The organism is Janthinobacterium sp. BJB301, assembly GCF_002735685.1.
Classification (GTDB): domain Bacteria; phylum Pseudomonadota; class Gammaproteobacteria; order Burkholderiales; family Burkholderiaceae_D; genus Janthinobacterium; species Janthinobacterium lividum.
Genome location: NZ_PDZJ01000003.1, coordinates 327285 through 347652 on the forward strand (window position 1 = coordinate 327285; position 20368 = coordinate 347652).

Annotated in this window: 23 protein-coding genes; 14 read left to right on the plus strand and 9 right to left on the minus strand. The window is 62.8% G+C overall.

Annotation, left to right across the window (positions count from 1 at the left end; all coding sequences use genetic code 11):
- Positions 1-164 precede the first annotated feature (164 nt).
- Positions 165-911 carry a glycine-rich domain-containing protein gene (locus CSQ91_RS20845; protein WP_034781741.1) on the plus strand — a complete coding sequence of 249 codons (747 nt, stop codon included), beginning with the start codon at positions 165-167 and terminating at the stop codon, positions 909-911.
- An 87-nt stretch (positions 912-998) separates the two neighbouring features.
- Here CSQ91_RS20845 and CSQ91_RS20850 read toward each other — a convergent pair whose 3' ends face one another.
- The 4 genes from CSQ91_RS20850 to CSQ91_RS20865 all read right to left on the minus strand — a co-directional run bounded on the left by CSQ91_RS20850 (position 999) and on the right by CSQ91_RS20865 (position 3218).
- Positions 999-1238 carry a hypothetical protein gene (locus tag CSQ91_RS20850; protein WP_029496207.1) on the minus strand — a complete coding sequence of 80 codons (240 nt, stop codon included), beginning with the start codon at positions 1236-1238 and terminating at the stop codon, positions 999-1001.
- A 242-nt stretch (positions 1239-1480) separates the two neighbouring features.
- Positions 1481-1843: a hypothetical protein gene (locus CSQ91_RS20855; RefSeq protein ID WP_070257480.1), complete on the minus strand. Its 363-nt coding sequence runs from the start codon at positions 1841-1843 to the stop codon at positions 1481-1483.
- A gap of 112 nt (positions 1844-1955) precedes the next feature.
- Positions 1956-2216, minus strand: coding sequence for a hypothetical protein (locus tag CSQ91_RS20860; RefSeq protein WP_034781738.1), 261 nt, complete (start codon positions 2214-2216; stop codon positions 1956-1958).
- 84 nt (positions 2217-2300) lie between these two features.
- Entirely contained in the window at positions 2301-3218 is a 918-nt protein-coding gene (locus CSQ91_RS20865; protein WP_099389484.1) for an SDR family oxidoreductase, read from the minus strand.
- A 12-nt stretch (positions 3219-3230) separates the two neighbouring features.
- On the opposite strand from CSQ91_RS20865, the gene CSQ91_RS20870 reads away from it, so the two are divergent.
- The 5 genes from CSQ91_RS20870 to CSQ91_RS20890 all read left to right on the plus strand — a co-directional run bounded on the left by CSQ91_RS20870 (position 3231) and on the right by CSQ91_RS20890 (position 8104).
- Entirely contained in the window at positions 3231-4256 is a 1026-nt protein-coding gene (locus CSQ91_RS20870; protein ID WP_099389485.1) for a CDP-6-deoxy-delta-3,4-glucoseen reductase, read from the plus strand.
- A 79-nt stretch (positions 4257-4335) separates the two neighbouring features.
- On the plus strand, positions 4336-5607 hold the full coding sequence (locus CSQ91_RS20875) for an MFS transporter (RefSeq protein WP_099389486.1): 1272 nt from the start codon (positions 4336-4338) through the stop codon (positions 5605-5607).
- A 38-nt stretch (positions 5608-5645) separates the two neighbouring features.
- On the plus strand, positions 5646-6311 hold the full coding sequence (locus CSQ91_RS20880) for a DUF1345 domain-containing protein (protein WP_034781730.1): 666 nt from the start codon (positions 5646-5648) through the stop codon (positions 6309-6311).
- 189 nt (positions 6312-6500) lie between these two features.
- On the plus strand, positions 6501-6878 hold the full coding sequence (locus CSQ91_RS20885) for an HPF/RaiA family ribosome-associated protein (RefSeq protein ID WP_034781728.1): 378 nt from the start codon (positions 6501-6503) through the stop codon (positions 6876-6878).
- Between the two features lie 260 nt (positions 6879-7138).
- Positions 7139-8104, plus strand: a complete 966-nt coding sequence (locus CSQ91_RS20890) for a GGDEF domain-containing protein (protein ID WP_099389628.1) — start codon at positions 7139-7141, stop codon at positions 8102-8104.
- Between the two features lies 1 nt (position 8105).
- Here the strand turns inward: CSQ91_RS20890 and CSQ91_RS20895 are convergent, their stop codons facing one another.
- Positions 8106-8720, minus strand: a complete 615-nt coding sequence (locus CSQ91_RS20895; protein WP_257217428.1) for a DUF5610 domain-containing protein — start codon at positions 8718-8720, stop codon at positions 8106-8108.
- 146 nt (positions 8721-8866) lie between these two features.
- Here CSQ91_RS20895 and sbcB point away from each other — a divergent pair, with 146 nt between their 5' ends.
- A complete protein-coding gene (sbcB, locus tag CSQ91_RS20900; RefSeq protein ID WP_099389488.1) occupies positions 8867-10315 on the plus strand; it encodes an exodeoxyribonuclease I in 1449 nt (482 codons plus the stop codon).
- Between the two features lie 135 nt (positions 10316-10450).
- Here the strand turns inward: sbcB and pyrF are convergent, their stop codons facing one another.
- Entirely contained in the window at positions 10451-11275 is an 825-nt protein-coding gene (gene pyrF, locus CSQ91_RS20905; RefSeq protein WP_034781724.1) for an orotidine-5'-phosphate decarboxylase, read from the minus strand.
- A 167-nt stretch (positions 11276-11442) separates the two neighbouring features.
- On the opposite strand from pyrF, the gene CSQ91_RS20910 reads away from it, so the two are divergent.
- From CSQ91_RS20910 to CSQ91_RS20930, 5 genes are all read left to right on the plus strand, one after another.
- Positions 11443-12057 (plus strand): LemA family protein, encoded by a 615-nt coding sequence (locus tag CSQ91_RS20910; RefSeq protein WP_034781723.1) that lies wholly within the window; start codon positions 11443-11445, stop codon positions 12055-12057.
- Position 12058: 1 nt separating this feature from the next.
- On the plus strand, positions 12059-12889 hold the full coding sequence (locus CSQ91_RS20915) for a TPM domain-containing protein (RefSeq protein WP_099389489.1): 831 nt from the start codon (positions 12059-12061) through the stop codon (positions 12887-12889).
- Complete coding sequence (locus CSQ91_RS20920; RefSeq protein ID WP_099389490.1) at positions 12889-13410, plus strand: TPM domain-containing protein; 522 nt, start codon at positions 12889-12891, stop codon at positions 13408-13410. Before CSQ91_RS20915 ends, CSQ91_RS20920 begins: the two co-directional genes overlap by 1 nt.
- Positions 13411-13494: 84 nt before the next feature.
- Positions 13495-14259 carry an SDR family NAD(P)-dependent oxidoreductase gene (locus CSQ91_RS20925; RefSeq protein ID WP_070282461.1) on the plus strand — a complete coding sequence of 255 codons (765 nt, stop codon included), beginning with the start codon at positions 13495-13497 and terminating at the stop codon, positions 14257-14259.
- A 548-nt stretch (positions 14260-14807) separates the two neighbouring features.
- A complete protein-coding gene (locus CSQ91_RS20930) occupies positions 14808-15233 on the plus strand; it encodes a VanZ family protein (RefSeq protein ID WP_070257290.1) in 426 nt (141 codons plus the stop codon).
- A 20-nt stretch (positions 15234-15253) separates the two neighbouring features.
- Here the strand turns inward: CSQ91_RS20930 and CSQ91_RS20935 are convergent, their stop codons facing one another.
- Positions 15254-15541 (minus strand): hypothetical protein, encoded by a 288-nt coding sequence (locus CSQ91_RS20935; RefSeq protein ID WP_099389491.1) that lies wholly within the window; start codon positions 15539-15541, stop codon positions 15254-15256.
- 221 nt (positions 15542-15762) lie between these two features.
- Here CSQ91_RS20935 and CSQ91_RS20940 point away from each other — a divergent pair, with 221 nt between their 5' ends.
- Complete coding sequence (locus CSQ91_RS20940; protein WP_099389492.1) at positions 15763-16242, plus strand: hypothetical protein; 480 nt, start codon at positions 15763-15765, stop codon at positions 16240-16242.
- Between the two features lie 41 nt (positions 16243-16283).
- Here the strand turns inward: CSQ91_RS20940 and CSQ91_RS20945 are convergent, their stop codons facing one another.
- Both CSQ91_RS20945 and CSQ91_RS20950 read right to left on the minus strand, forming a co-directional pair.
- Entirely contained in the window at positions 16284-17411 is a 1128-nt protein-coding gene (locus tag CSQ91_RS20945) for a M24 family metallopeptidase (protein ID WP_099389493.1), read from the minus strand.
- Between the two features lie 194 nt (positions 17412-17605).
- Positions 17606-19111: a dipeptidase gene (locus CSQ91_RS20950; RefSeq protein WP_099389629.1), complete on the minus strand. Its 1506-nt coding sequence runs from the start codon at positions 19109-19111 to the stop codon at positions 17606-17608.
- 214 nt (positions 19112-19325) lie between these two features.
- On the opposite strand from CSQ91_RS20950, the gene CSQ91_RS20955 reads away from it, so the two are divergent.
- Entirely contained in the window at positions 19326-20324 is a 999-nt protein-coding gene (locus tag CSQ91_RS20955) for an LLM class flavin-dependent oxidoreductase (protein WP_099389494.1), read from the plus strand.
- Positions 20325-20368 lie beyond the last annotated feature (44 nt).

Genomic DNA, 20368 nt, shown 5'->3' on the forward strand with positions numbered 1-20368 from the left:
GCTCAGCTTGCGTATTTTGTAATTAGATGCAATATTGATGTAGAACAACTTAGCGCCTGCCCGCCATCGGCCAGGCATTCCCCGACTACTTGCCAGGAGTACACAGCCACCGCTTTCCCTTGTTTTACCGCAGTTCCCACAACGCTCTTTACCAAAGGACATTCATGGATACGAACGACAGTTTCAAGGCAATTGCCGATTTGAATTTGGACGCGATCAAGGTCAAGCTGATGCACCGGGAGTCAGGCGAAGGATGGAGCCTCGAGAAGGCCAATGCGGTGGAATTCGAATACCGCCGCTTCCTGATCCTGATGAAACAGTTTCCGCAGGAAGAAACGGCGCCGCTGATGGACGTCGATACCTTCTGGCACTACCACATCCTCGATACCCTCAAATATGCGGCGGATTGCGAACAGGTGTTCGGCTACTTCCTGCATCACTTCCCATACATCGGCTTGCGCGGCGAAGACGACGAAGCGGCGCACCACCGCGTGGGCGAACGCATGAAGCAGTTGTACGAGCAGACATTCGGGGAAGATTATCTCCGCGCGGAGACGGCATATTCGGGACGCGCCGTGCAGGCGGCATTTTCCAGTGCGGCGGTACAGGCGACGGCATTTTCCAGCGCGGCCGTGCAGGCGACGGCGTATTCGGGGCGCGCCGTACAAACGGCGTTTTCCAGTGCCGCGGTACAGGCAACGGCGTATTCTGGCCGGGCCGTGCAGACGGCTTTTTCCAGTGCTGCGGTGCAAGCGACCGCGTATTCGGGCCGCGCCACCGGTGCTGCCCAGACCGCATTTTCCAGCGCGCCCGGCAAAGTGGCCGCAGCGCTGGTCGAGTCATCCCCGACTGGCCTGGAAACAGGGCGCTTCTATACGGATCGTCCGACGCTGAGCCCGGACACGCAATAGAAAACGGGAAGGTAGGTATGGCTGCCGCACGCGGCAAGCTTGACTAACGCAGACGGCACCTCTCAGTTTGCCGTCTGTCAGGCGCTCTTAGGCAGCCATCAACTCGCGCAGTTCACGAATGCTGAAATCGCTGATTTCATGCATGCGGATGAGGATCGTGGCGCCGATCGGCAAGGTGTTGTGACGAATCTTGCTGATGACCGGTGGCGCCACTTCCAGTGCTCGCGACAGGGCCGCATCGTTCTTCAGTTGCAGCTTGTCGATGATCGCATCGAGGACGCGATTCGGGTTGTAGGTAGGCAAAGAGGTAATTTGTTTGAGAGACATGATCGAAAATCCGTACTTGTTGTATTAAGGCAAAAAGAAACCGAATGTCTCTTCTGCAATAATTCAGGGTAAACACACTAAAAAGCGCCATCACTTATGCGGCTTTTACGCCGCAAACAATATAATACACGCTATTGTTGATTTTTGCGTAACTTAAAGCAAAATTGTGATAATTGAAGAGAATTGACGCACTTGGAATGTGCTAGAGGATAACTCAAATTGAAAAAATTTGCTGCACGTCATCAATTTTTACGATGAGCAACACCGCTATGCATGAGCCAGGCTATGGCCATGAGGGTGCTCAGGCGGGCCATTTCCGCTGATAAATGCCAGCCTTGCACAGCCACGCCGGCCGGGGTGGCAAGCGGGCAAGTGCCCGGAATGGCATCCACGCGGCACCAGGCCAGTTGCCGGCGGATTTCATCGGGAGGCGGCGGCGGCTGCAGCGCGCGTTCGCGCCGGCGCATATAGGCGCGTACCTGTTCCTTGCTGGGGTGACTCGTAGCTCGCATGGCTCGCTCCTGCTGACGGGAAACAACGTCACGCTCATTGTGGATGCCGAGCCCGCCACAAGAGCCCAGACGCGTGACGACATTGCTCACCATATCGCCAGCGTGCCATGGCACGTTTGCGCTGCATCAAATGGCCGGGCCCCGGCATTGCGCCGAAGCCCATGTTGCGCCATGGCCAGGCGGCCAGAAGCCCAGTGATCCGTTCTTATTTCTTTTGCTGGCGCACGCGCTGCTGCTGTTTTTCCTGCGTTTGCTGGCGATTCTGCTTGCGCTCGAATAAGGTGACCGCATCCTTCTTGGCTTGTTCGACGGTACGCATTTCTTCATGGGCATCGTGCGGGACAAAAAATTCGGCGTCCTGCGCCGCCACGACCAGCTTGATGGCGGCGTCGTCGTCGAGGTCATACAGTTCCGTCAGGACAGTGGTGACCTCGTCCAGGTATTCTTCGTAAGTGAGGGTGCTCATGCGGTAGTCCTTAAGTGAATGGCGCACCGCCGGAACGGCGCGCTGCGCGCCGGCCCAGGAAAAGTGCGCAGATAACCGGCCATTTTACCCGATGCCGGCCCCGTCGGCAGACAGCGACCGCAAGGCATCGGCCACGCGCGCGTAGCGCAGGCGCACGCCCAGCTCGCGCTTGATGCGCGTATTGTGCAAGCGGCGCGATTCGGACATGAATGACAGCAGCATCGGCGTGACCACCTGCTGCAGTTCGGCGCGCGGCAGACGCGGCGGGCGCGGCAAGCCGAACGTGTCGGCCACGGCATCGAAATACTCCGCCATTTTGAGTTCGCTGTCATCGCTGGCGTGATACACGCGCCCCGGCCTGCCCCGCCACAAGGCCCGTTCGATGATGCGCGCCAGGTCATCGGCATGGATATGGTTGGTGTATACATCGTCATCCGCGGCCAGGGCTGGCGTGCCCTCGCGCAGGCGCTTCAGCGGCAGGCGGTCATCCGCATAGATGCCGGGCACGCGCAGGATGGCCACGCTGGCGCCGCGGCGCGCGCCCCAGCCGCGCAAGACCTGCTCGGCATCGACACGCCGATTCGCGCGCGCATTCGCCGGCGCCGTCGGCCGCGTCTCATCGACCCAGGCGCCGCCGCAATCGCCATACACGCCGCTGGTACTCACATACACCATGCGTGCGTGCTCGGGTAAAATGGCGGCCAGATTGCGCGTGCGCCGGTCCAGCAAGCCCGACGACCGGGGCGGCGCCAGGTGCACGATCATCGTCGCCAGTCCCGCCAGCCGTTTCAGGCTGGCGCGCTCGTCGAGGTTGGCCACGATGGGCACGGCGCCGGCCGCCCGCAGCTGCGCGCAGCGCGCCGGCTGGCTGGTGACGGCAAAGACGCGAAAGCGCGTACGCAGCAAGGGCAGCAACCGCATGCCGACGTCGCCGCAGCCCAGGATCAGCAGGCGCGGCAAGCCTGACGGCTTGCGCAAAGAGTGCATTAACATATTTTTCATCTCAAGGATTGTATGACTTTTCAAGTTACTGTTCAGCCCAGCGGCCACCAGTTCAGCTGCGAAGCGGACGAAACCGTGCTGGCGGCGGCGATACGCGCCGGCGTCGGCCTGCCATATGGCTGTAAAAATGGCGCCTGCGGTTCCTGCAAGGGCAAAGTGGTGTCCGGCACCGTCCAGCACAAGGCGCACCAGCAGCGCGCCCTGACGCCGGAAGAGGAAGCGGCCGGCTTTTCCCTGTTCTGCTGCGCCACCACCAACACCGACCTCGTCATCGAAGCGCGCGAAGTGGCGGGCAGCAGCGACTACCCGATCAAGAAAATGCCGTCGCGCGTGACCACCATCGAAAAAGTCGCGCCCGACGTCGTCGTGCTGACCCTGCAGTTGCCAGCCAGCGAACGCCTCAACTACCGCGCCGGACAGTATATCGAAATCCTGTTACGCGACAACAAACGCCGCAGCTACAGCATGGCCAGCGCGCCCGCCGATGGCGGCCCGATGACCCTGCACATCCGCCACCTGCCGGGCGGCCTGTTCACCGACCAGGTGTTTGGCAGCATGAAGGAGCGCGACATCCTGCGCTTCGAAGGCCCGATGGGCACTTTCTTCCTGCGCGAAGATTCCGACAAGCCCGTCGTGCTGCTGGCCTCGGGCACGGGCTTTGCTCCCTTGAAAGCCATCGTCGAGCACATGATCAACGAGCAATCCACGCGCCCGATCACCCTGTACTGGGGCGGCCGCCGTCCGCACGATCTGTACATGGATGCGCTGTGCCGCCAGTGGGCCGCCGACTTGCCGCAGTTCACCTATGTACCCGTCGTTTCGGACGCGCTGCCGGAAGACGCGTGGGAAGGCCGCACGGGCTTCGTGCACCAGGCCGTCATCGCCGACTTGCCCGACATGTCCGCGTATCAGGTGTATGCCTGCGGCGCGCCCGTGATGGTCGATGCGGCCCACCGCGACTTCGTGCAACTGTGCCAGCTGCCAGCCGACGAGTTCTACGCGGACGCCTTCACCACGGAAGCCGACCTGGCCAAGTAAGCATCCAGACAGCGGGGTGCTGCTGGCGCGGCATCCGCTGCCGCCACCGCTCCACCCCGTCGTGTCCTGGAAAGTATTCATGTCTCTCGCCTCTGCCGGCAACGGCTTCAGTATCCTGCGTCACCGCAACTTCGCCTTTTATCTTTCCGCACGCGTGCTGGGCACGGTGGCCGTGCAGATGCAAAGCGTGGCCATCGGCTGGCAGGTGTACCAGATCACGGGCAGCCTGTTCGACCTGGGCTTGATCGGCCTGGCGCAATTCGCCCCTTTCCTGGTATTGATTTTGCCTGCCGGCCACGTGGCCGACCGCTATAACCGCCGCAATATCATCGCCTGGTGCCTGGCGGCGCAACTGGCTTGCGCGCTGGCCCTGCTGGCGTTCACCTTGAGCGGACTCTCCATCGTCTGGCCCGTGTTTGCCGTGCTGGTGCTGTTCGGCAGCGCGCGCGCCTTCATGATGCCGGCCACGCAAGCCGTGCTGGTCAACATGGTGCCCACGCAACATTTCAGCCGCGCCGTGGCGCTCAGTTCGTCGAGCTCGCACGTGGCCATCATCCTGGGGCCTACCCTGGGCGGCTTGCTGTATTACTTCGGCCCCAAGGTGGTGTATCTGATCTCGTCCGCACTGCTGGTCGTGTCCGTCCTGCTGATGCGCGCCACCACGCCCGCGCCGCAAGTGGTCAAGCGCGAACCCGTCAGCTGGCATACCCTGCTCGAAGGCTTGCGCTTCGTCTGGTCGAAACCCATCGTACTGGGCGCCATTTCGCTCGACCTGTTTGCCGTGCTGTTCGGCGGCGCCACGGCCCTGCTGCCGGCGCTGGCGCACGACGTGCTGCATATCGGCCCCAGCGGCCTGGGCTTGCTGCGCACGGCGCCGGGGGCCGGCGCGGCCCTATGCTCGATCGCGCTGGCCATCTTCCCCATCACGCGCCGCGTGGGCGCCTGGATGTTCGGCGGCGTGGCCGTCTTCGGCCTGGGCACCCTGGTGCTGGGCAGCACCAGCTATTTTCCGCTGGCGCTGGCGGCGCTGTTCCTGATGGGCGCCGGCGACATGGTCAGCGTCTACATCCGCCACCTGCTGGTGCAGTTCGAGACGCCGGACGAGATCCGCGGCCGGGTCAGCGCCGTGAATGCCGTATTCATCGGCGCTTCGAACGAACTGGGCGAATTCGAATCGGGCCTGACGGCCGGCTGGTTCGGCCTGGTACGCGCCGTGCTCTTCGGCGGCGCCGCCACCCTGGCCGTGACGGGTATCTGGGCCGTGATGTTCCCCGTGCTGTCGCGCATGGACCGCTTCCCCCACCACGAGAAGGAAACGGCCGCCAGGACGGCCACCACGGCAAGCGCATAAGGTCTAAGATGCGCTATCGCCACTGACGAACCCGTACCATGAAAATCACGCTTCCGTTCCACAGCTTCATCCGCAGCCGCCCCCACCTGAGCATGGCCACGGCCATCGGCGTGGCGGCAGGCCTGCTACTGCCCGCATCCTGGCAACAGATGACGCGTTTGCTGACGGCGTGGAACGTGGCCGTCTGGTTCTATCTGGCGACGATGGCCTGGATGATGATGCGCGCCAACCATCACAAGGTGAAAGCCATGGCGGCGCGCCAGGACGAGCGGGCGGCAACCGTCCTGTCGGCCCTGTCCGTCGCATCCGTGATGAGCCTGGTGGCCATCGTCTCGCAGCTGTCCTCGATGAAAGACATGGCGCCGGACGAGCGCGCGCTGCACTACGGCCTGACGATCCTCACCCTGGTCGGTTCCTGGTTCCTCGTCGGTACCCTGTTCTGCTTTCATTACGCCCACCTGTATTACCAGGCCGACCCCGCACTGCGCCCCCTGAAGTTTCCCGACGACGAACAAGACCCCGATTACTGGGATTTCCTGTATTTCGCCTTCACCATCGCCGTGGCCGTGCAAACGTCGGACGTTTCCGTGCAGACGCGCATGATGCGGCAGATCGTGCTGGGACAATCCGTGCTGAGCTTTTTCTTCAACCTGGTCGTGCTGGGGCTGTCGATCAATATCGCGGCCGGCCTCATCAATGGCTGAGGGTAAATAATTTCGTAGTGGAAACTTGACCTGGCTGAAGGGTTAAGCCCATCTTAATCGTGCGCACCCTCTTGAAATACTGGAAAGAGGAGTAAGATAAGTTCCATGCACGAGGTCATGTGCATGAGGCAGCAACCAGGCCGCATCACGCCTGAGATGGGTTTTTTTTGAATTGACAGGAGTAAGCATATGCAAATCAATATTCATACCGACAGCACCATCGCCAACACCGCTGGACTGAACGAACATGTGCAATCCGTACTTGAAAGCGCACTGAACCGCTTCCGCGACAACCTGACCCGCATCGAAGTCCACATCAGCGATACGAATGGCCCGAAAGGCGGCGCCGACGATATCCGCTGCGTCATGGAAGCACGCGTTGCTGGCTATCAACCGATTGCCGTGACCGAACAGAACGCCACCGTGCATCAATCCGTTGCCGGCGCCACCGATAAACTGAAACGCGCCATCGATAGCGCCCTGGGCCGCCTGCAAGACAGCAAGCGCCACGCCACCGGCAAGAATGCCGTGATCGATACGGCCGAAGCGGAAGAAACCGCCGAGTAACTCCCCACCCGCAGGATTTCCAGAGACTGAGGCAGCCGTTCAAGGCTGCCTTTGCACATCTGCCCCCGCAGTTCACGCGCAGCAACATCCATACTAAAACAGCAAGTGTTCCAGCGTATTAACGCGGCAATGAAATAATTGTCGTATTTCTCACAGTAAGTGACCTCAAGCAAGCCTTTGCCGTTACAGCCAAGGCTGCTTTACGCTATCATGAAGATACCGGCACCCTGCTCGCGCGCCGGCTTTTTGAAAGTGTGATTGTGGAACAGATCGGCAACTTCGGCGCTTCAGGCTGCAACATCGGCGATTTACAGCTATTTCGCGATGGGGCGGATAGCCAGACGGCTGCCATGCTGGCGCCCTGCCCCGTCATGCGCCTAGAAGCGGGCGAAGCCATTGCCGATACGCAAGGCGCCAGCCTGTACATCGTCCTGCGCGGTTCGCTGGCCGTGGCCGCCGACACCCACACGGGCATGGATGACGGCACCGTCAGCAAGGTCTTGCCCGGCGAAAGCGTGGGCGAACAATCGGTGCTCGATGAAGCGAGCAACCTGGCCGCCATTTCCGCCCTGGAAGAAACCGATTTGCTGGTAATCGACGCGGCCATCGTCTGGGAATTGATCGAGCAGTCGAACGGCCTGGCGCGCAACCTGCTGCGCTTGCTGTCCTTCCGCATCCGCGCCGCCAACGCCCTGCTGCGCCGCCGGCAGAAACTGGGCGAATTCTATCGCCAGCTGTCGATGGTCGACAGCCTGACGGGCTTGTACAACCGCGCCTGGCTGACGGATTTACTGCCGAACATGATCGTCACGGCCCACGCCAGCGGCTCTCCGCTGTCGCTGGTAATGATCGACCTCGACCATTTCAAGCGCTTCAACGACACGCACGGCCACCAGGCGGGCGACCAGGCATTGCGCATCGCCGCGCAAGTGCTGGGCGCGGCCCTGCGGCCCACGGATTTTGCCGTGCGCTACGGTGGCGAGGAAATGATGGTGATCTTGCCCGATACCAACGAACACGTGGCCCTGCGGGTCGCCGAGCGCCTGTGCGAGCGCATGCAGCTCGCCGTCATCTTCGCCGACATGCGCAGCGCCTTGCCGCACATCACGGGTTCCTTCGGCGTGGCCAGCCTGGCGGCCGAACAGGACGACCATGCGCTGATCGCCGCGGCCGACGCGGCGCTGTACCGGGCAAAAGCCTCAGGCCGCAACCGCGTCATGCTGTAATTCAGGCAGCCTTGCTGTCGGCCGGCTTGGCGGCATCATCCTTCTTGCTGCTGTGCGCGGCGATGAAGTCCGCATAGCCTTTCTGCACCAGTTCATACGTCTTGTCGATATTGCCGGCGATATCGCCTTGCAACACTTTCAAGCCGCCGAGGATATCGCGCGCTTCCTTGAAGCCTTTTTCCATGCCGCCGCTGATGGTGTCCATGAACTTGCTCAGGGCCGTATCGTCGTCCATGCCGGGATTCTGTTTCTTGAACGCATCAAAAAACCCCGTCGACAGCGATACAATGCGGTTCGCCGTCGCTTCGGCGCTGTTATCCTGCGAAGCCGCGTTCTGGATCGCGTCCTCGCCGTACTGACCCTTCAGCGCTTCATTGATGTTGGTGATGGCCGTCTTGTACAGCAGCGCCAGCGGTTCGTTCTCGGAACCGATCGACACGTTCAGCGACGCCTGCATGATGGACGCGTTCAATTGCAGCTTGGTGCGGTCGTTAACGCTCATTTCAGTCTTGACGCCGTCCTTTTGCTGGACTTTATCGTCCTTGCCGGCAACGCCCGTACTGACGGAAGTCACGGAAGGGGTGGAATTGCCGCTTGCGGCGATGGGAATTGACACGATAGACCTCCTTGAACAGGCAATGTATGCCACCATGCGGGAAACGCGATGATGACCATCCTCTCGTGTAGTATCGGCAGGTTTTCAGAAAACTGTAGCAGCGGCCCTTTCACGGGCCCGGATAACCCATCAAGTAACGACCATCAATGACTAACCAAACCTTTCTTTGGCACGACTACGAAACCTTTGGCGCCCAGCCGCGCCGCGACCGCCCGGCCCAGTTCGCCGCCATCCGCACGGATGCCGAGCTCAACGAGATCGGCGACCCGATCATGCTGTATTGCCAGCCCGCCAATGATTTCCTGCCCGACCCGCAATCGTGCCTGATCACGGGCATCACGCCGCAGCAGTGTCTGCAGCTGGGCGTACCCGAACACCAGTTCGCCGCCACCATCGAGGCGGCCTTTTCGGAGCCGGGCACCATCGGCGTGGGCTACAACACCATCCGTTTCGACGATGAAGTCACGCGTTTCCTGTTCTGGCGCAACCTGATCGACCCGTATGCGCGCGAATGGAAAAACCATTGCGGCCGCTGGGACATCCTCGACGTGGTGCGCATGACGCACGCGCTGCGCCCGGAAGGCATCGAATGGCCGAAGCGCGACGATGGCCAGACCAGTTTCAGGCTGGAACACTTGAGCAAGGCCAATGGCCTGGTCCACGAAGCGGCGCACGATGCGCTGTCCGACGTGCGCGCCACCATCGCCCTGGCGCGCCTGATCAAGGAAAAACAGCCGAAACTGTTCGAATTCTGCCTGGCACTGCACAAGAAAGACAGGGTCGCCAGCGAAATGGGCATGCACCTGGCCGCCAGCGAGCGCCAGCCTTTCCTGCACGTGTCCGGCATGTTCCCCGCCGAACGGGGCTGCCTGGGCGTCGTCTGGCCGCTGGCCACGCATCCGAGCAATAAAAACGAAATCCTCGTCTGGGATTGCGCCTACGATCCACGCGAACTGTTCGCCCTGGACGCGGACACCATCCGCACGCGTTTGTTCACGCGCAAGGAGGCCATGCCGGAAGGCATGACGCGCCTGCCCGTGAAAAGCGTGCACCTGAACAAGTCCCCCATGCTGGTTGGCAATTTAAAGACCCTGTCGCCGGCCATGGCCGCGCAATGGGGCATCGACTTGGACGCGGCGAAGGTCAACGCGCAATTGGCCGCCACGGCGCCGAACATGGATGCCATCTGGGCCGAAGTGTTCCTGCGCCCGGGCGCGAATGTCGCGCTGGACGTGGATGAGGATTTGTACAATGGTTTCGTCAGCAACGACGACCGCCGCCTGCTCGAATCCCTGCGCCGCGACACGCCGGCCAAGCTGGCCACGGCCCGCCCTTCGTTTGCCGACGAACGCCTGCAGGAACTGCTGTTCCGCTACCGCGCCCGCAATTTCCCGCAAACCCTGAGCGAAGCGGAAAGCCTGCGCTGGGAGCAGCACCGCGCTGCCCGCCTGTTCGACGGCGACGGCGGCGCCCGCACCATCGAAATGCTGTTTACGGAAATCGACGTGCTGTCGGAATCCGTGGATGAGCGTGGCGAGGAAATTCTGGGTGAGTTGTACGATTACGTGGAGATGGTGGCGCCCATGCGCGACTGAAAGTCGGGTAGGTCGGATCAGCGAAGCGTAATCCGACAAGTGCCGACGACGACTCATGTCGGCTTACGCCATGCGGCCAAGCTGACCTAGCAATGAAAAATGCCGGGCTAGCCCGGCATTTTTTATGCATGCAATTTAAACCGAACGATGCGCATTGATCGCATCGCGCGTTTCAATGGCCACGCGGCGTGCCGCGTCGGCGTAGTCTTCGCCCGCCTGCGGCGTGGCATAGATGATGGCGCGCGAGGAGCTGATCATCATGCCCATGCCGTTGGCCGTCTGGCCCGCGCCGACCGTGGCGGCAATGTCTCCGCCCTGTGCGCCGATGCCGGGCACCAGCAGCGGCATGTCGCCGACGATGGCGCGCACCTGCGCCAGTTCTTCAGGGAAGGTGGCGCCGACGACGAGCGCGCACTGGCCATTCTTGTTCCATTTGTCGGCCACCAGGCGCGCCACGCGCTGGTACAAGGGCACGCCATCCGTGTCGAGGAATTGCAGGTCCGAGCCGCCCGGGTTCGAGGTGCGGCACAGGATGATCACGCCGCGGTCTTGCCACGCCAGGTAGGGATCGAGCGAATCCTCGCCCATGTACGGGTTCACGGTGACGGCGTCGGCGCCGTAGCGCTCGAACGCTTCGCGCGCGTACTGCGTGGCCGTCGCGCCGATGTCGCCCCGTTTCGCGTCGAGGATCAGCGGGATGTGCGGATAGTTTTCGCGCACGTAGCGGCAGATGTCTTCCAGCTGCTTTTCCGCGCCCAGCGCGCCAAAATACGCGATCTGCGGCTTGAAGGCGCAGGCCAGGTCGGCCGTGGCATCGATGATGCGCGTGCAAAAGGTGGTGATTCCATCAGGCAGATCGCGCAGTTCGGCCGGCAGTTTCGCCAGGTCGGGGTCCAGGCCCACGCACAGCAGGGAATTATTGGCCGTCCACGCGGCGGATAATTTATTGATGAAATTCACGGCACACCTTCTCTATATTCAGTTGCAAACCCCGTATTGTAACGCGGCGCGGCGTTGCCACGGCGTGGCAACGCGGTCAGACGCGGCGGCCAGCGCTTATTAAACCGACATCCCGGGCCGTTTCAGGTATATTTGCCTCACCTCCCTTACTCTGCACGGAACCCATCATGCAAATCACCAATCAATTCACCAAATGGCTGCGCCTGGCACTGAGCGTCACCGTCCTGGCCGGCGTCCTGACGGGCTGCGGCTACAACGACTTCCAGAGCAAGGATGAAGCCACCAAGGCAGCCTGGGGCGAAGTGGTCAACCAGTACCAGCGCCGCGCCGACCTGATCCCCAACCTGGTCAACACCGTCAAGGGCTATGCGACGCACGAGCGCGAAACCCTGGAAGCGGTGACCAAGGCGCGCGCCGCCGCCACCAGTTTCCAGATCACGCCCGAAGTACTGAACGACCCGGCCGCGTTCGAAAAATTCCAGCAGGTGCAGGGCCAGCTGTCGTCGGCCCTGTCGCGCCTGATGGTGGTGTCCGAGAAATACCCGGACTTGAAGGCTGACACCAGCTTCCGCGACTTGCAGTCGCAGCTGGAAGGCACGGAAAACCGCATCACCGTGGCGCGCCAGCGTTACATCGTTGCCGTGCAGGATTACAACGTACATGCGCGCAGCTTCCCGAACAACCTGACGGCCATGGTCTTCGGCTACAAGGTCAAGCCATCGTTCACGGTGGAAAATGAAAAAGCCATCTCGACCGCACCGACCGTCAACTTCGGCAAATAAGATGAAAGCCTGGTCTTATCTGGCGGCGCTGGCGATGGCGCTGCTGCTGTGGACGATGCCGCCAGCCGGCGCACAGGGCTTGCAGCCCGTGCCGCCGCTGGCCGCGCGCGTGACGGACAACGCCGGCATGCTGGACGCCAAGCAAAAGGCGGCGCTGGAAGGCGTGCTGGCCGATTACGAAGCCAAGACGGGCAGCCAGATCGCCGTGCTGCTGGTCAAGAGCACGGAGCCGGAAGCCATCGAGCAATACAGCATCCGCGTGACGGATGCTTGGAAGCTGGGCCGCAAGGGCGTCGATGACGGCGTGCTGCTGATGGTGGCAAAGGACAACCCCTCGTCGCTGCGCCGCCTGCGCATCGAGGCGGGCCGCGGCGTGCAAGGCGTGCTGACGGATGCGCAATCAAAACGCATCCTGCAAGACGTGATCGCGCCGCATTTCAAACAGAATGATTATTACGGCGGCCTGGTGGCCGGCGTGGGCTCGATTGCCACCCTGCTGAACCAGGAGCAATTCCCCGCCCCGGCCCAGCAGAAAGCGCCGGCGACCGTGGAAGCGGGCGGCATGACGTTCTGGCTGCCGCTGCTGTTCTTCGGCTTTCTCGTCGTGCTGACCCTGTTCCGCTCGCGCGGCGGACCGACGCGGCTGCAGCGCGGCAGCAACTGGTCCAGCGGCGCCACCGGCGTCGTGCTGGGCAGCATTTTGAGCCAGGCGCTGAACAACCGCGGTGGCGGCGGAGGCTTCGGCGGCGGTGGTGGTTTTGGCGGTGGCGGCGGTGGTTTCGGTGGCGGCGGCGGCGGTTTTGACGGCGGCGGCGCCTCGGGAGATTGGTAATGACGAAACAACTGACATTCGGACAGCGCTGCGGACGGGCCTTGAAACATTTGCGGGGCACGCCGGCGACGGCACGCCATGCCTTTCCGGAACGCACCCTGAAAGCCATCGAGACAGCGATTGCCGACGGTGAAGCGATGCACCAGGCGGAAGTGCGCCTGATCGTCGAAGCGGCCCTGACGCCGGGCATGGCGTACCAGGGCGTGAGCAACCGCGAGCGGGCGCGCGAACTGTTCGCCCAGTATGGCGTGTGGGATACGGAAGACAACGTTGGCGTACTGATCTATATCAACCTGGCCGAGCACCAGGTCGATATCGTCGCCGACCGCAACGTGGGCCGGCGCGTCACGCCGGAACAATGGCAAGCCGTGTGCCGCACCATGACCAAAGGCTTCAAGGACGGCAATTACCACGACAGCACGCTGGATGCCTTGCAGCAGTTGAATACCTTGTTGCAAAGCCACTTCCCTGCCGATGGCACGCGCGGCAACCAGTTGCCAAACGAACCCATCCTCCTCTGATTCCCGCCCAGGGATTAAAATCTGCCCATTGCCGCGCGGGCCGGTGGCCCGGGCAGCGGCCCCTATTACCGCCGAGGAGCATACATGAGACTGATCAATAAAACCGCCATCGTCACGGGCGCCACGCAAGGCATCGGCCTGGCTTGCGCCACCCGCCTGATCGCCGAAGGGGCGCAGGTGATGCTGGTCGACATCAAGGAAGAAGGCGCACAGGCGGCCGCCGCCCTCGGCCCGCAGGCGCGCTTCTTTTGCGCCGACGTCAGCCAGAAGGCGGACGTCGATGCCATGCTGAAGGAAACCCTGGCCCAGTTCGGCCACATCGATATCCTCGTCAACAATGCGGGCGTCACGCACGCGGCCGATTTCCTCGACGTGTGCGAAGACGATTTCGACCGGGTCATGCGCATCAACCTGAAATCGATGTTCCTGTGCGGCCAGGCCGTGGCGCGCGAAATGGTCAAGCGCAATACTGGCTGCATCATCAACATGTCCAGCGTGAATGCGGAACTGGCGATCCCGAACCAGGTACCGTACGTGGTGTCGAAGGGCGCCATCAACCAGCTGACCAAGGTCATGGCCTTGAACCTGGCCTCGCATGGCGTGCGCGTGAACGGCATCGGGCCGGGCACCATCTTGACGGAACTGGCCAAGCAGGCAGTGCTGTCGAGCCCGGAGGCGCGCCACACGATCCTGTCGCGCACGCCGCTGGGCCGCTGCGGCGAACCGGAAGAAGTGGCTGGCATCGCCGCCTTCCTGGCCAGCGACGACGCCACCTACATGACGGGCCAGACCATCTATGTCGATGGCGGACGCATGGCGCTCAACTACACGGTGGCCGTGAAGGAATGAAGGCAGCGCCAGGCAGTTATATAAAAAAACGATAATGGTTATCTGAAAAGACCATTAGACACATATCGTGCGACGCAGCATAATGCACCTGTCTCCACTATTCTCCTCCAAGAAAATAGTTTTAAGCCCGCTTTCACCAGCGGGCTTTTTTTTTGCTATCACTGCTGAAACATGGCCATTCTTGCCATGACAGACGTTCTTCACTGTCCTTCTGCTCGCCGCAAAAAAATGTTGCGGCGTGTCATCAGCCCGTCATCTTCGCCCCCTATACTTGCTTCATCTGCTGTACAGGCAACCGATATGCCTGACTACAGACAGGTGTGCCGCGATGGCACACCACTCCCCTTTCATGACCGTGGCGGGCGCCGGCAAGGCGCGCTACATGGTGAGTACCGAGCAACTCTCAACTCTTGACCCATTTCATTTGGGTTTTTGGCCCGCCTCCCCGCGGGCCTTTTTTTGCCTGCACGGCAAGCTCTTGCGCAAAAACATGGCGGCCTGCCATGCACATGATATTGTGACGGCCTTTCCACCTGTCCTGACGCATCATGCCTGCACCATTGCTCGAACTCTGTTTTGCCGACCGCTACGAACGCCTGCGCTACCGCACTGCGCTGCTGCTGTATGTCCTGGTGATCCTGATCGGCGACATTCCCGGCGTGCGCGCGGATGTGGGCCAGTATGCGTCAGGCGGCGTGCTGCATTCCGTCGGCTATGGCGTGCTGGCCCTGATCCTGTTCAGCGGCACGGGCGGCGGCATGGCGCGCCGCGCGCTGCTGTCGGTGCTGATGGTGGCGGCCATGGGTGCGCTGGACGAATTCATCCAGAGTTTCCTGCCCTACCGCCGTGGCGCCGTCAGCGACTGGGTGGTCGATATCACGGCCGCCGTGGCAGTCTGCCTGCCGCTGTATTTCCTCTGGCCGAAAATGGTCGCCGCCGCCCTTGGCAAGGGCGTGCCGCGGCCCGAAGCCTGAACGGGGGGGACTCGCGCCCGTCAGGCGCGGTCCGCTTCGCTATCTTGCAATTCCAGCCGCAACTGTCCCTGGCCGCGCGCGCTGCGCGTGCCCAGGCGGCGCATCAGGGCGCGCGCCTCGCGCCGGCTGCCGGCCCCCATGGCGCGTGCCGCATCGCGCTGCATGTCCAGCAACTGTTCCGAGCGCGCCAGCCGCACCAGGCCATGCAAGGCCTGGGCCAGGACATGGCGCGCGCGGGCATCGCGCGCGGTGCTGCCGACGGCCAGCACCAACTCATCGATCAGTTTTGCGGTAGGGCCAGATGACATTTTTTCTCCCGATTCAACAGTGAGGAAGCGTGCAGGCGCACGAAGTGGTAATTGCCAGCATCTTTTATACCAAGCACGGCAATTGGACTCTTGATCTAGCTCAATCGACAATGACGGGCGCCGAACATCCCTGCTCCGCCATGCTCTTACATGCAGCAATCGCGGCTATCCGCAATCACCGCGGGTGCCGATCCTGAGTGTGCGACCATGAGGAGACCAAGATGAGATCGAAAACAACCCTGCTGCTGACCGGCCTGACATGCGCCTTGCTGGCGGCCTGCCAGTCCACGGACAAAACCAGCCTGGCACGCAGCAATAGCGGCGAAACCTATGCCGCACCGGCCGGCACGACGCCGCCAAGCAGTACGGCCAGCACCACCAGCAGCACGGCCACCGATACCGGCAACGCCATGAGCAGCGACATGCGCAATGATGCGAACCAGTCCACCCTGAACATCAGCTACGCCACGGTGCAGTCGATAGAAACCGTGCCGCGCAGCATGGACCAAGGCAGTGCCGACATGCAGGCGGGCACGTCGGGCACGGCCGGCAGCACCTCGGGGGCGGCGGGCAATATGCTGTATCGCGTCACCTTGCGCCTGGACGACGGCACGACGCGCACCTTTGTGCAAAATACCCAGCCCGCCTTCCAGATCGGCGAGCGGGTCAGCGTGCAAAAAGGCGTGATGCAGCGCTATTGATATGTACCGGCACTGGCCGATGCTGGTCGCAACTGACCGCATCAAGCCAGCGCCAGGGTCAACGGCCGGCTGCGCCCCTGCACCACGGCCGAAGGCCAGGCCGGGTCGTGCGTCAGATTGTGCAAATGGCTGCCGTCGAGCAAAAACGTGTCTTCCACCGTGCTGCCGGGCAGGCTGGGGTGAAAGGCCAGCGCCATGCCCCGCTTGAGGATGATTTCCGTGTGCGCGCCGGCCGCCACTTCGGGCGCCAGGTAGCCATGGATACCGCCCTGCCGGCTGGTGCGCACCGTGTCGGGTTGGCCGGCATAGGCGTAGGCGCTGTCGAGCGCGTGATACACCATGCTCAGCGCATGGCCCGTTTCGCAAGCGTCGAGCGCCACCGCTTCCAGCGCCAGCATGGCCGCATCGGCATCGTCCATCACCACCGCCGCGCCGTCGGCCCGATGCTGCGCCGGGCCGAAACGCCGTTGACGGCTGAGACTGGCGCACAGGCCGAAACGCCGCGCGCACAAGGCCAGCACGGCTTGCTTGCCCAGCACCGCCTGGGCTGGCGGCGCGCGCCGATAACGGTGCTGGCGCTCCCCACCGCTGGCCAGCACGTACACGGCTTGCAAGCCGCGCAGCCACAGCGCGCGCGCACACGCGGCAGCCAGTTCCAGCTCGCTCCAGTCGGGGCGGGCCTGGCGCAGCGCATCCGCGGCCGCGCCAGCTGCCAGCAGCCCCACCTGCCGGTAGCGTAACTGCTCCGATTCCAGCAGCACCAGCCGCTCTTCGCGCAGGGCCACAGGCAGGCTGCGTTCGTGCAAGCCGGGCCGGTCGGACAGGACAGGCGCGCCGCCGGCCGCATGCTGCACGAAATGCTCGCGCAATTCATACAACTGCGGCTGCATCCAGGGCGACACCTGCCATGTCCATGGCCCTCGCACTTCTTCCTCGCGCATGCGCATGGCTTCGGCTTCGTCCGTCAGGATGTAGGCGGCATCGCGCGTCACCAGCACCTCCGCACAGCCGCACTCGGTCGTATGACAATGGCTGTTCGATGCGCCCGCCGTGGCCCACGCAAACCAGTCCACGCCGCGCAGGCGCACGGCACCGGCACGCTGGTCTTCCAGCCAGCCCCGCATCTGCGCCAGCTTGTGCGCCACTTCCAGCTCCAGCGGCCAGTTCATGACCGCCCCTCGTGCGGGATGCGGCGCGGCGCCACCCCGCCTGCCCTGCCTGGCACCAGCCGGGAATCCTGTTGTGCATGCATAGCTGCTCCCTTCCTACATGGAAACTTAAGACCGGCGCGCGCATAAAAAGTTCAGTGCCTGGCCTCGTCTCAGGCTTGCAGTCTATGACTTCCCGCTATTTTTGCAAGCGGCTATTTCGCCAGTTCAATCAACACGGCCGTGTACATCTGCAAGTTCAACAGCAACTGCTTTTCCGTGATGAACTCATGTTCGGAATGCCCCGTGTAGACCGTGTGCGGCATGGCCGGGCCAAAGCTCACGGCATTCGGGAACAGGCGCGAATTGGTGCCGCCGCCGATGGCCACCGGTTGCGGATTGGCGATGCCCGTGTAGTGTTCGAAGACGGACAACAAGGTGGGAATCTGCGGCGCCGCCGTCTGCAGCCACGGTTCACCGATCTGCACCTGCAGGGTAGCCGGCACGTGGCGCCGTGCCTTCCAGCCGTCGAACGCGGCCGTCACCTGCTGCTGCAGCACGGCCGCCGTCTTGCCTTGCGGACGGCGCAAATTGATATTCAGTTCCAGCGCGCCACCGTTCTGCTTGAGCACGGTCGGCGCTACCGTCATCGGCCCCATGAAGCCGTCGCGGTAAGCGATCTGCCCAAAGCGTTCGCCGTGGATGCCCGTGCCCACCAGTTCATTCAGGAACGACAGCATGTCGGCCGCCTGCGTGCCCTGCCACGGCTGCACGGCCAGCGCGTCGGCCAGCATGCTGATGGCGTTGACGCCGTCTTCCGGTTTCGACGAGTGGGCCGACACGCCCAGCGCCGTCACCGTCAAGGTGCCTCCATCGCGTGCATAGCTGTAGCGCACGCCCTGTTGCTGCTGCGCGCGGGCGCGGATGGCCGCTTCCAGCGCGGCTGGCGCGTGGTCGATCACGGCTTGTGCATCTTCCGGGATCTGACTGCCGAAAAAGCCACCTGTCAGCTGCGTCAGCACAGGGCCCTTCCCCGCCGGCATGGCCGTGCGCGGCGGCAAGGTCAGCTTGATGGAACCGTAGCCCTTCTCGGCCGTCACCACCGGGTATTCCGCATCGATGGTGATGTTCACTTGCGGCGGCGTGTGGGTTTTCAGAAACTGTTTCAGCGGTTCCCAGTCCGATTCCTCGGCCATGTAGACGTACAGCTCGATGCGCTTGCTCAGCGGCACCTGCTTGTCCTGGATAGCCTTCATCGCGTACAGGGCCGTGGCGATCGGCCCCTTGTCGTCTTCCGTGCCCCGTCCCAGCAGCTTGCCAGGTTCGCTGGTGCGGTCCAGCTCGAACGGCGAACGGGCCCACTTGGCGGGATTCACGGGCTGCACGTCGCCGTGCGTGATCACGCCCACGCGCTCGCTGCCGCTGCCCATGCCGATGATCACCACGTGGCCGTGATCCTGGAAATCGAATCCCAGGCGCTGCGCCTCGGCCGCCAGGTAGCGCTTGAAGCCCGTGTGCTGGGGATTCGCGGCAAACGGCACGGCCGGGTCTGCCACCGTGTTGAAACTGACCATCTTCGCCAGGCTGGCGATCAGCGGTTCGGGATAGGTGGCCAGCGCGTAGCGCGCCGTTTCCTGCGCCTGCAGGCTGATGGGCGCGGCGTGAACGGAGGGCTGCAGCAGCAGGCCAATCAGGGTCAGCAGGATGGGTTTCTTGAACATGGCGGGGCGCATAAAGTGGGGAGGCCCACTCTAGCATTGCCCGCTCCTATTTCCAATCGATACGAGTTTTTTACCGATCAGTACGCAAATTCCCGATTCGCATTATCATGTGCACAGCCTGTCATCCCTGCCGCTTCCAAGGCCGACCCTATTGTCGTCAGGGGATAGACAAATCGTCCATTGTGATTTTCCACCACGTCCCGATATCGCTACCATGATTCCATTTTCCATACTCGACCTGGCCCCCATCGCCGAAGGCAGCGACGCCAGCCAGTCGTTCAAGAACACGCTCGCCCTGGCGCAGCACGGCGAACGCTGGGGCTACAACCGCTACTGGCTGGCCGAACACCACGGCATGCCCGGCATCGCCAGCGCCGCCACGGCCGTCGTCATCGCCCATGTGGCGGCTGGCACCAGGACCATCCGCGTGGGTGCCGGCGGCGTGATGCTGCCCAACCATTCTCCGTTGGTCATCGCGGAACAGTTCGGTACCCTGGAAGCGCTGCATCCGGGCCGCATCGACCTGGGCCTGGGCCGCGCGCCCGGCTCCGACCAGACGACGGCGCGCGCGCTGCGCCGCGACCTGCAATCCGACGCGGAACAGTTCCCGCAAGACGTGCTGGAATTAATCGACTACATGTCCGACGAGCCGCGCCAGCGCGTGCTGGCCGTACCCGGCAAGGGCGCGAAAGTACCCGTGTGGATACTCGGCTCGAGCCTGTTCGGCGCCCAGCTGGCCGCCCACCTGGGCTTGCCGTATGCATTCGCATCGCACTTCGCGCCGCAAATGATGCTGCAAGCCGTGGCGTATTACCGCGAACATTTCAAGCCTTCAAAACAATTGGCGAAACCGTACGTGATGCTGGGCTTCAATGTGTTTGCCGCCGACACGGATGCCGAGGCGCACCTGCGCGCCACGTCGATGCAGCAAGCCTTCGTCAACCTGCGCACGGGCCGCCCATCGCGCCTGCAGCCGCCCGTGCCCGGTTATCTGGAGCAATTGGGCCCGCAGGAACGCGCCATGCTCGACTCCGTCCTGTCCTGCACGGCCATCGGCGCGCCGGACACCGTCAAGGCGAAGATGGCCGCCTTCATCGCCGAGACGGGCGCCGACGAGCTGATGATCACTTCGCAGATCTTCGAGCACCAGCACCGCCTGCGCTCGTATGAAATCACGGCGCAGGTGCATGCGGAGCTGGCGCGCGCACAGTAAGCTTTAACTCTCCCCTGGTATATCCCCCTATACCCTTTTCCCGG

Excerpts from the sequence above, each read along its gene's own strand:
- CSQ91_RS20885 (WP_034781728.1), top strand. The coding sequence starts at position 6,501 with ATGCAAATCAATATTCATACCGACAGCACCATCGCCAACACCGCTGGA.
- CSQ91_RS20945 (WP_099389493.1), bottom strand. The coding sequence starts at position 17,411 with ATGAACTGGCCGCTGGAGCTGGAAGTGGCGCACAAGCTGGCGCAGATG.
- CSQ91_RS20850 (WP_029496207.1), bottom strand. The coding sequence starts at position 1,238 with ATGTCTCTCAAACAAATTACCTCTTTGCCTACCTACAACCCGAATCGC.
- CSQ91_RS20870 (WP_099389485.1), top strand. The coding sequence starts at position 3,231 with ATGACTTTTCAAGTTACTGTTCAGCCCAGCGGCCACCAGTTCAGCTGC.
- CSQ91_RS20930 (WP_070257290.1), top strand. The coding sequence starts at position 14,808 with ATGCCTGCACCATTGCTCGAACTCTGTTTTGCCGACCGCTACGAACGC.
- sbcB (WP_099389488.1), top strand. The coding sequence starts at position 8,867 with ATGACTAACCAAACCTTTCTTTGGCACGACTACGAAACCTTTGGCGCC.
- CSQ91_RS20935 (WP_099389491.1), bottom strand. The coding sequence starts at position 15,541 with ATGTCATCTGGCCCTACCGCAAAACTGATCGATGAGTTGGTGCTGGCC.
- CSQ91_RS20955 (WP_099389494.1), top strand. The coding sequence starts at position 19,326 with ATGATTCCATTTTCCATACTCGACCTGGCCCCCATCGCCGAAGGCAGC.
- CSQ91_RS20915 (WP_099389489.1), top strand. The coding sequence starts at position 12,059 with ATGAAAGCCTGGTCTTATCTGGCGGCGCTGGCGATGGCGCTGCTGCTG.
- CSQ91_RS20925 (WP_070282461.1), top strand. The coding sequence starts at position 13,495 with ATGAGACTGATCAATAAAACCGCCATCGTCACGGGCGCCACGCAAGGC.
- CSQ91_RS20875 (WP_099389486.1), top strand. The coding sequence starts at position 4,336 with ATGTCTCTCGCCTCTGCCGGCAACGGCTTCAGTATCCTGCGTCACCGC.
- CSQ91_RS20920 (WP_099389490.1), top strand. The coding sequence starts at position 12,889 with ATGACGAAACAACTGACATTCGGACAGCGCTGCGGACGGGCCTTGAAA.
- CSQ91_RS20910 (WP_034781723.1), top strand. The coding sequence starts at position 11,443 with ATGCAAATCACCAATCAATTCACCAAATGGCTGCGCCTGGCACTGAGC.
- CSQ91_RS20860 (WP_034781738.1), bottom strand. The coding sequence starts at position 2,216 with ATGAGCACCCTCACTTACGAAGAATACCTGGACGAGGTCACCACTGTC.
- CSQ91_RS20855 (WP_070257480.1), bottom strand. The coding sequence starts at position 1,843 with ATGGTGAGCAATGTCGTCACGCGTCTGGGCTCTTGTGGCGGGCTCGGC.
- CSQ91_RS20880 (WP_034781730.1), top strand. The coding sequence starts at position 5,646 with ATGAAAATCACGCTTCCGTTCCACAGCTTCATCCGCAGCCGCCCCCAC.
- CSQ91_RS20865 (WP_099389484.1), bottom strand. The coding sequence starts at position 3,218 with ATGAAAAATATGTTAATGCACTCTTTGCGCAAGCCGTCAGGCTTGCCG.
- CSQ91_RS20940 (WP_099389492.1), top strand. The coding sequence starts at position 15,763 with ATGAGATCGAAAACAACCCTGCTGCTGACCGGCCTGACATGCGCCTTG.
- CSQ91_RS20950 (WP_099389629.1), bottom strand. The coding sequence starts at position 19,111 with ATGTTCAAGAAACCCATCCTGCTGACCCTGATTGGCCTGCTGCTGCAG.
- CSQ91_RS20845 (WP_034781741.1), top strand. The coding sequence starts at position 165 with ATGGATACGAACGACAGTTTCAAGGCAATTGCCGATTTGAATTTGGAC.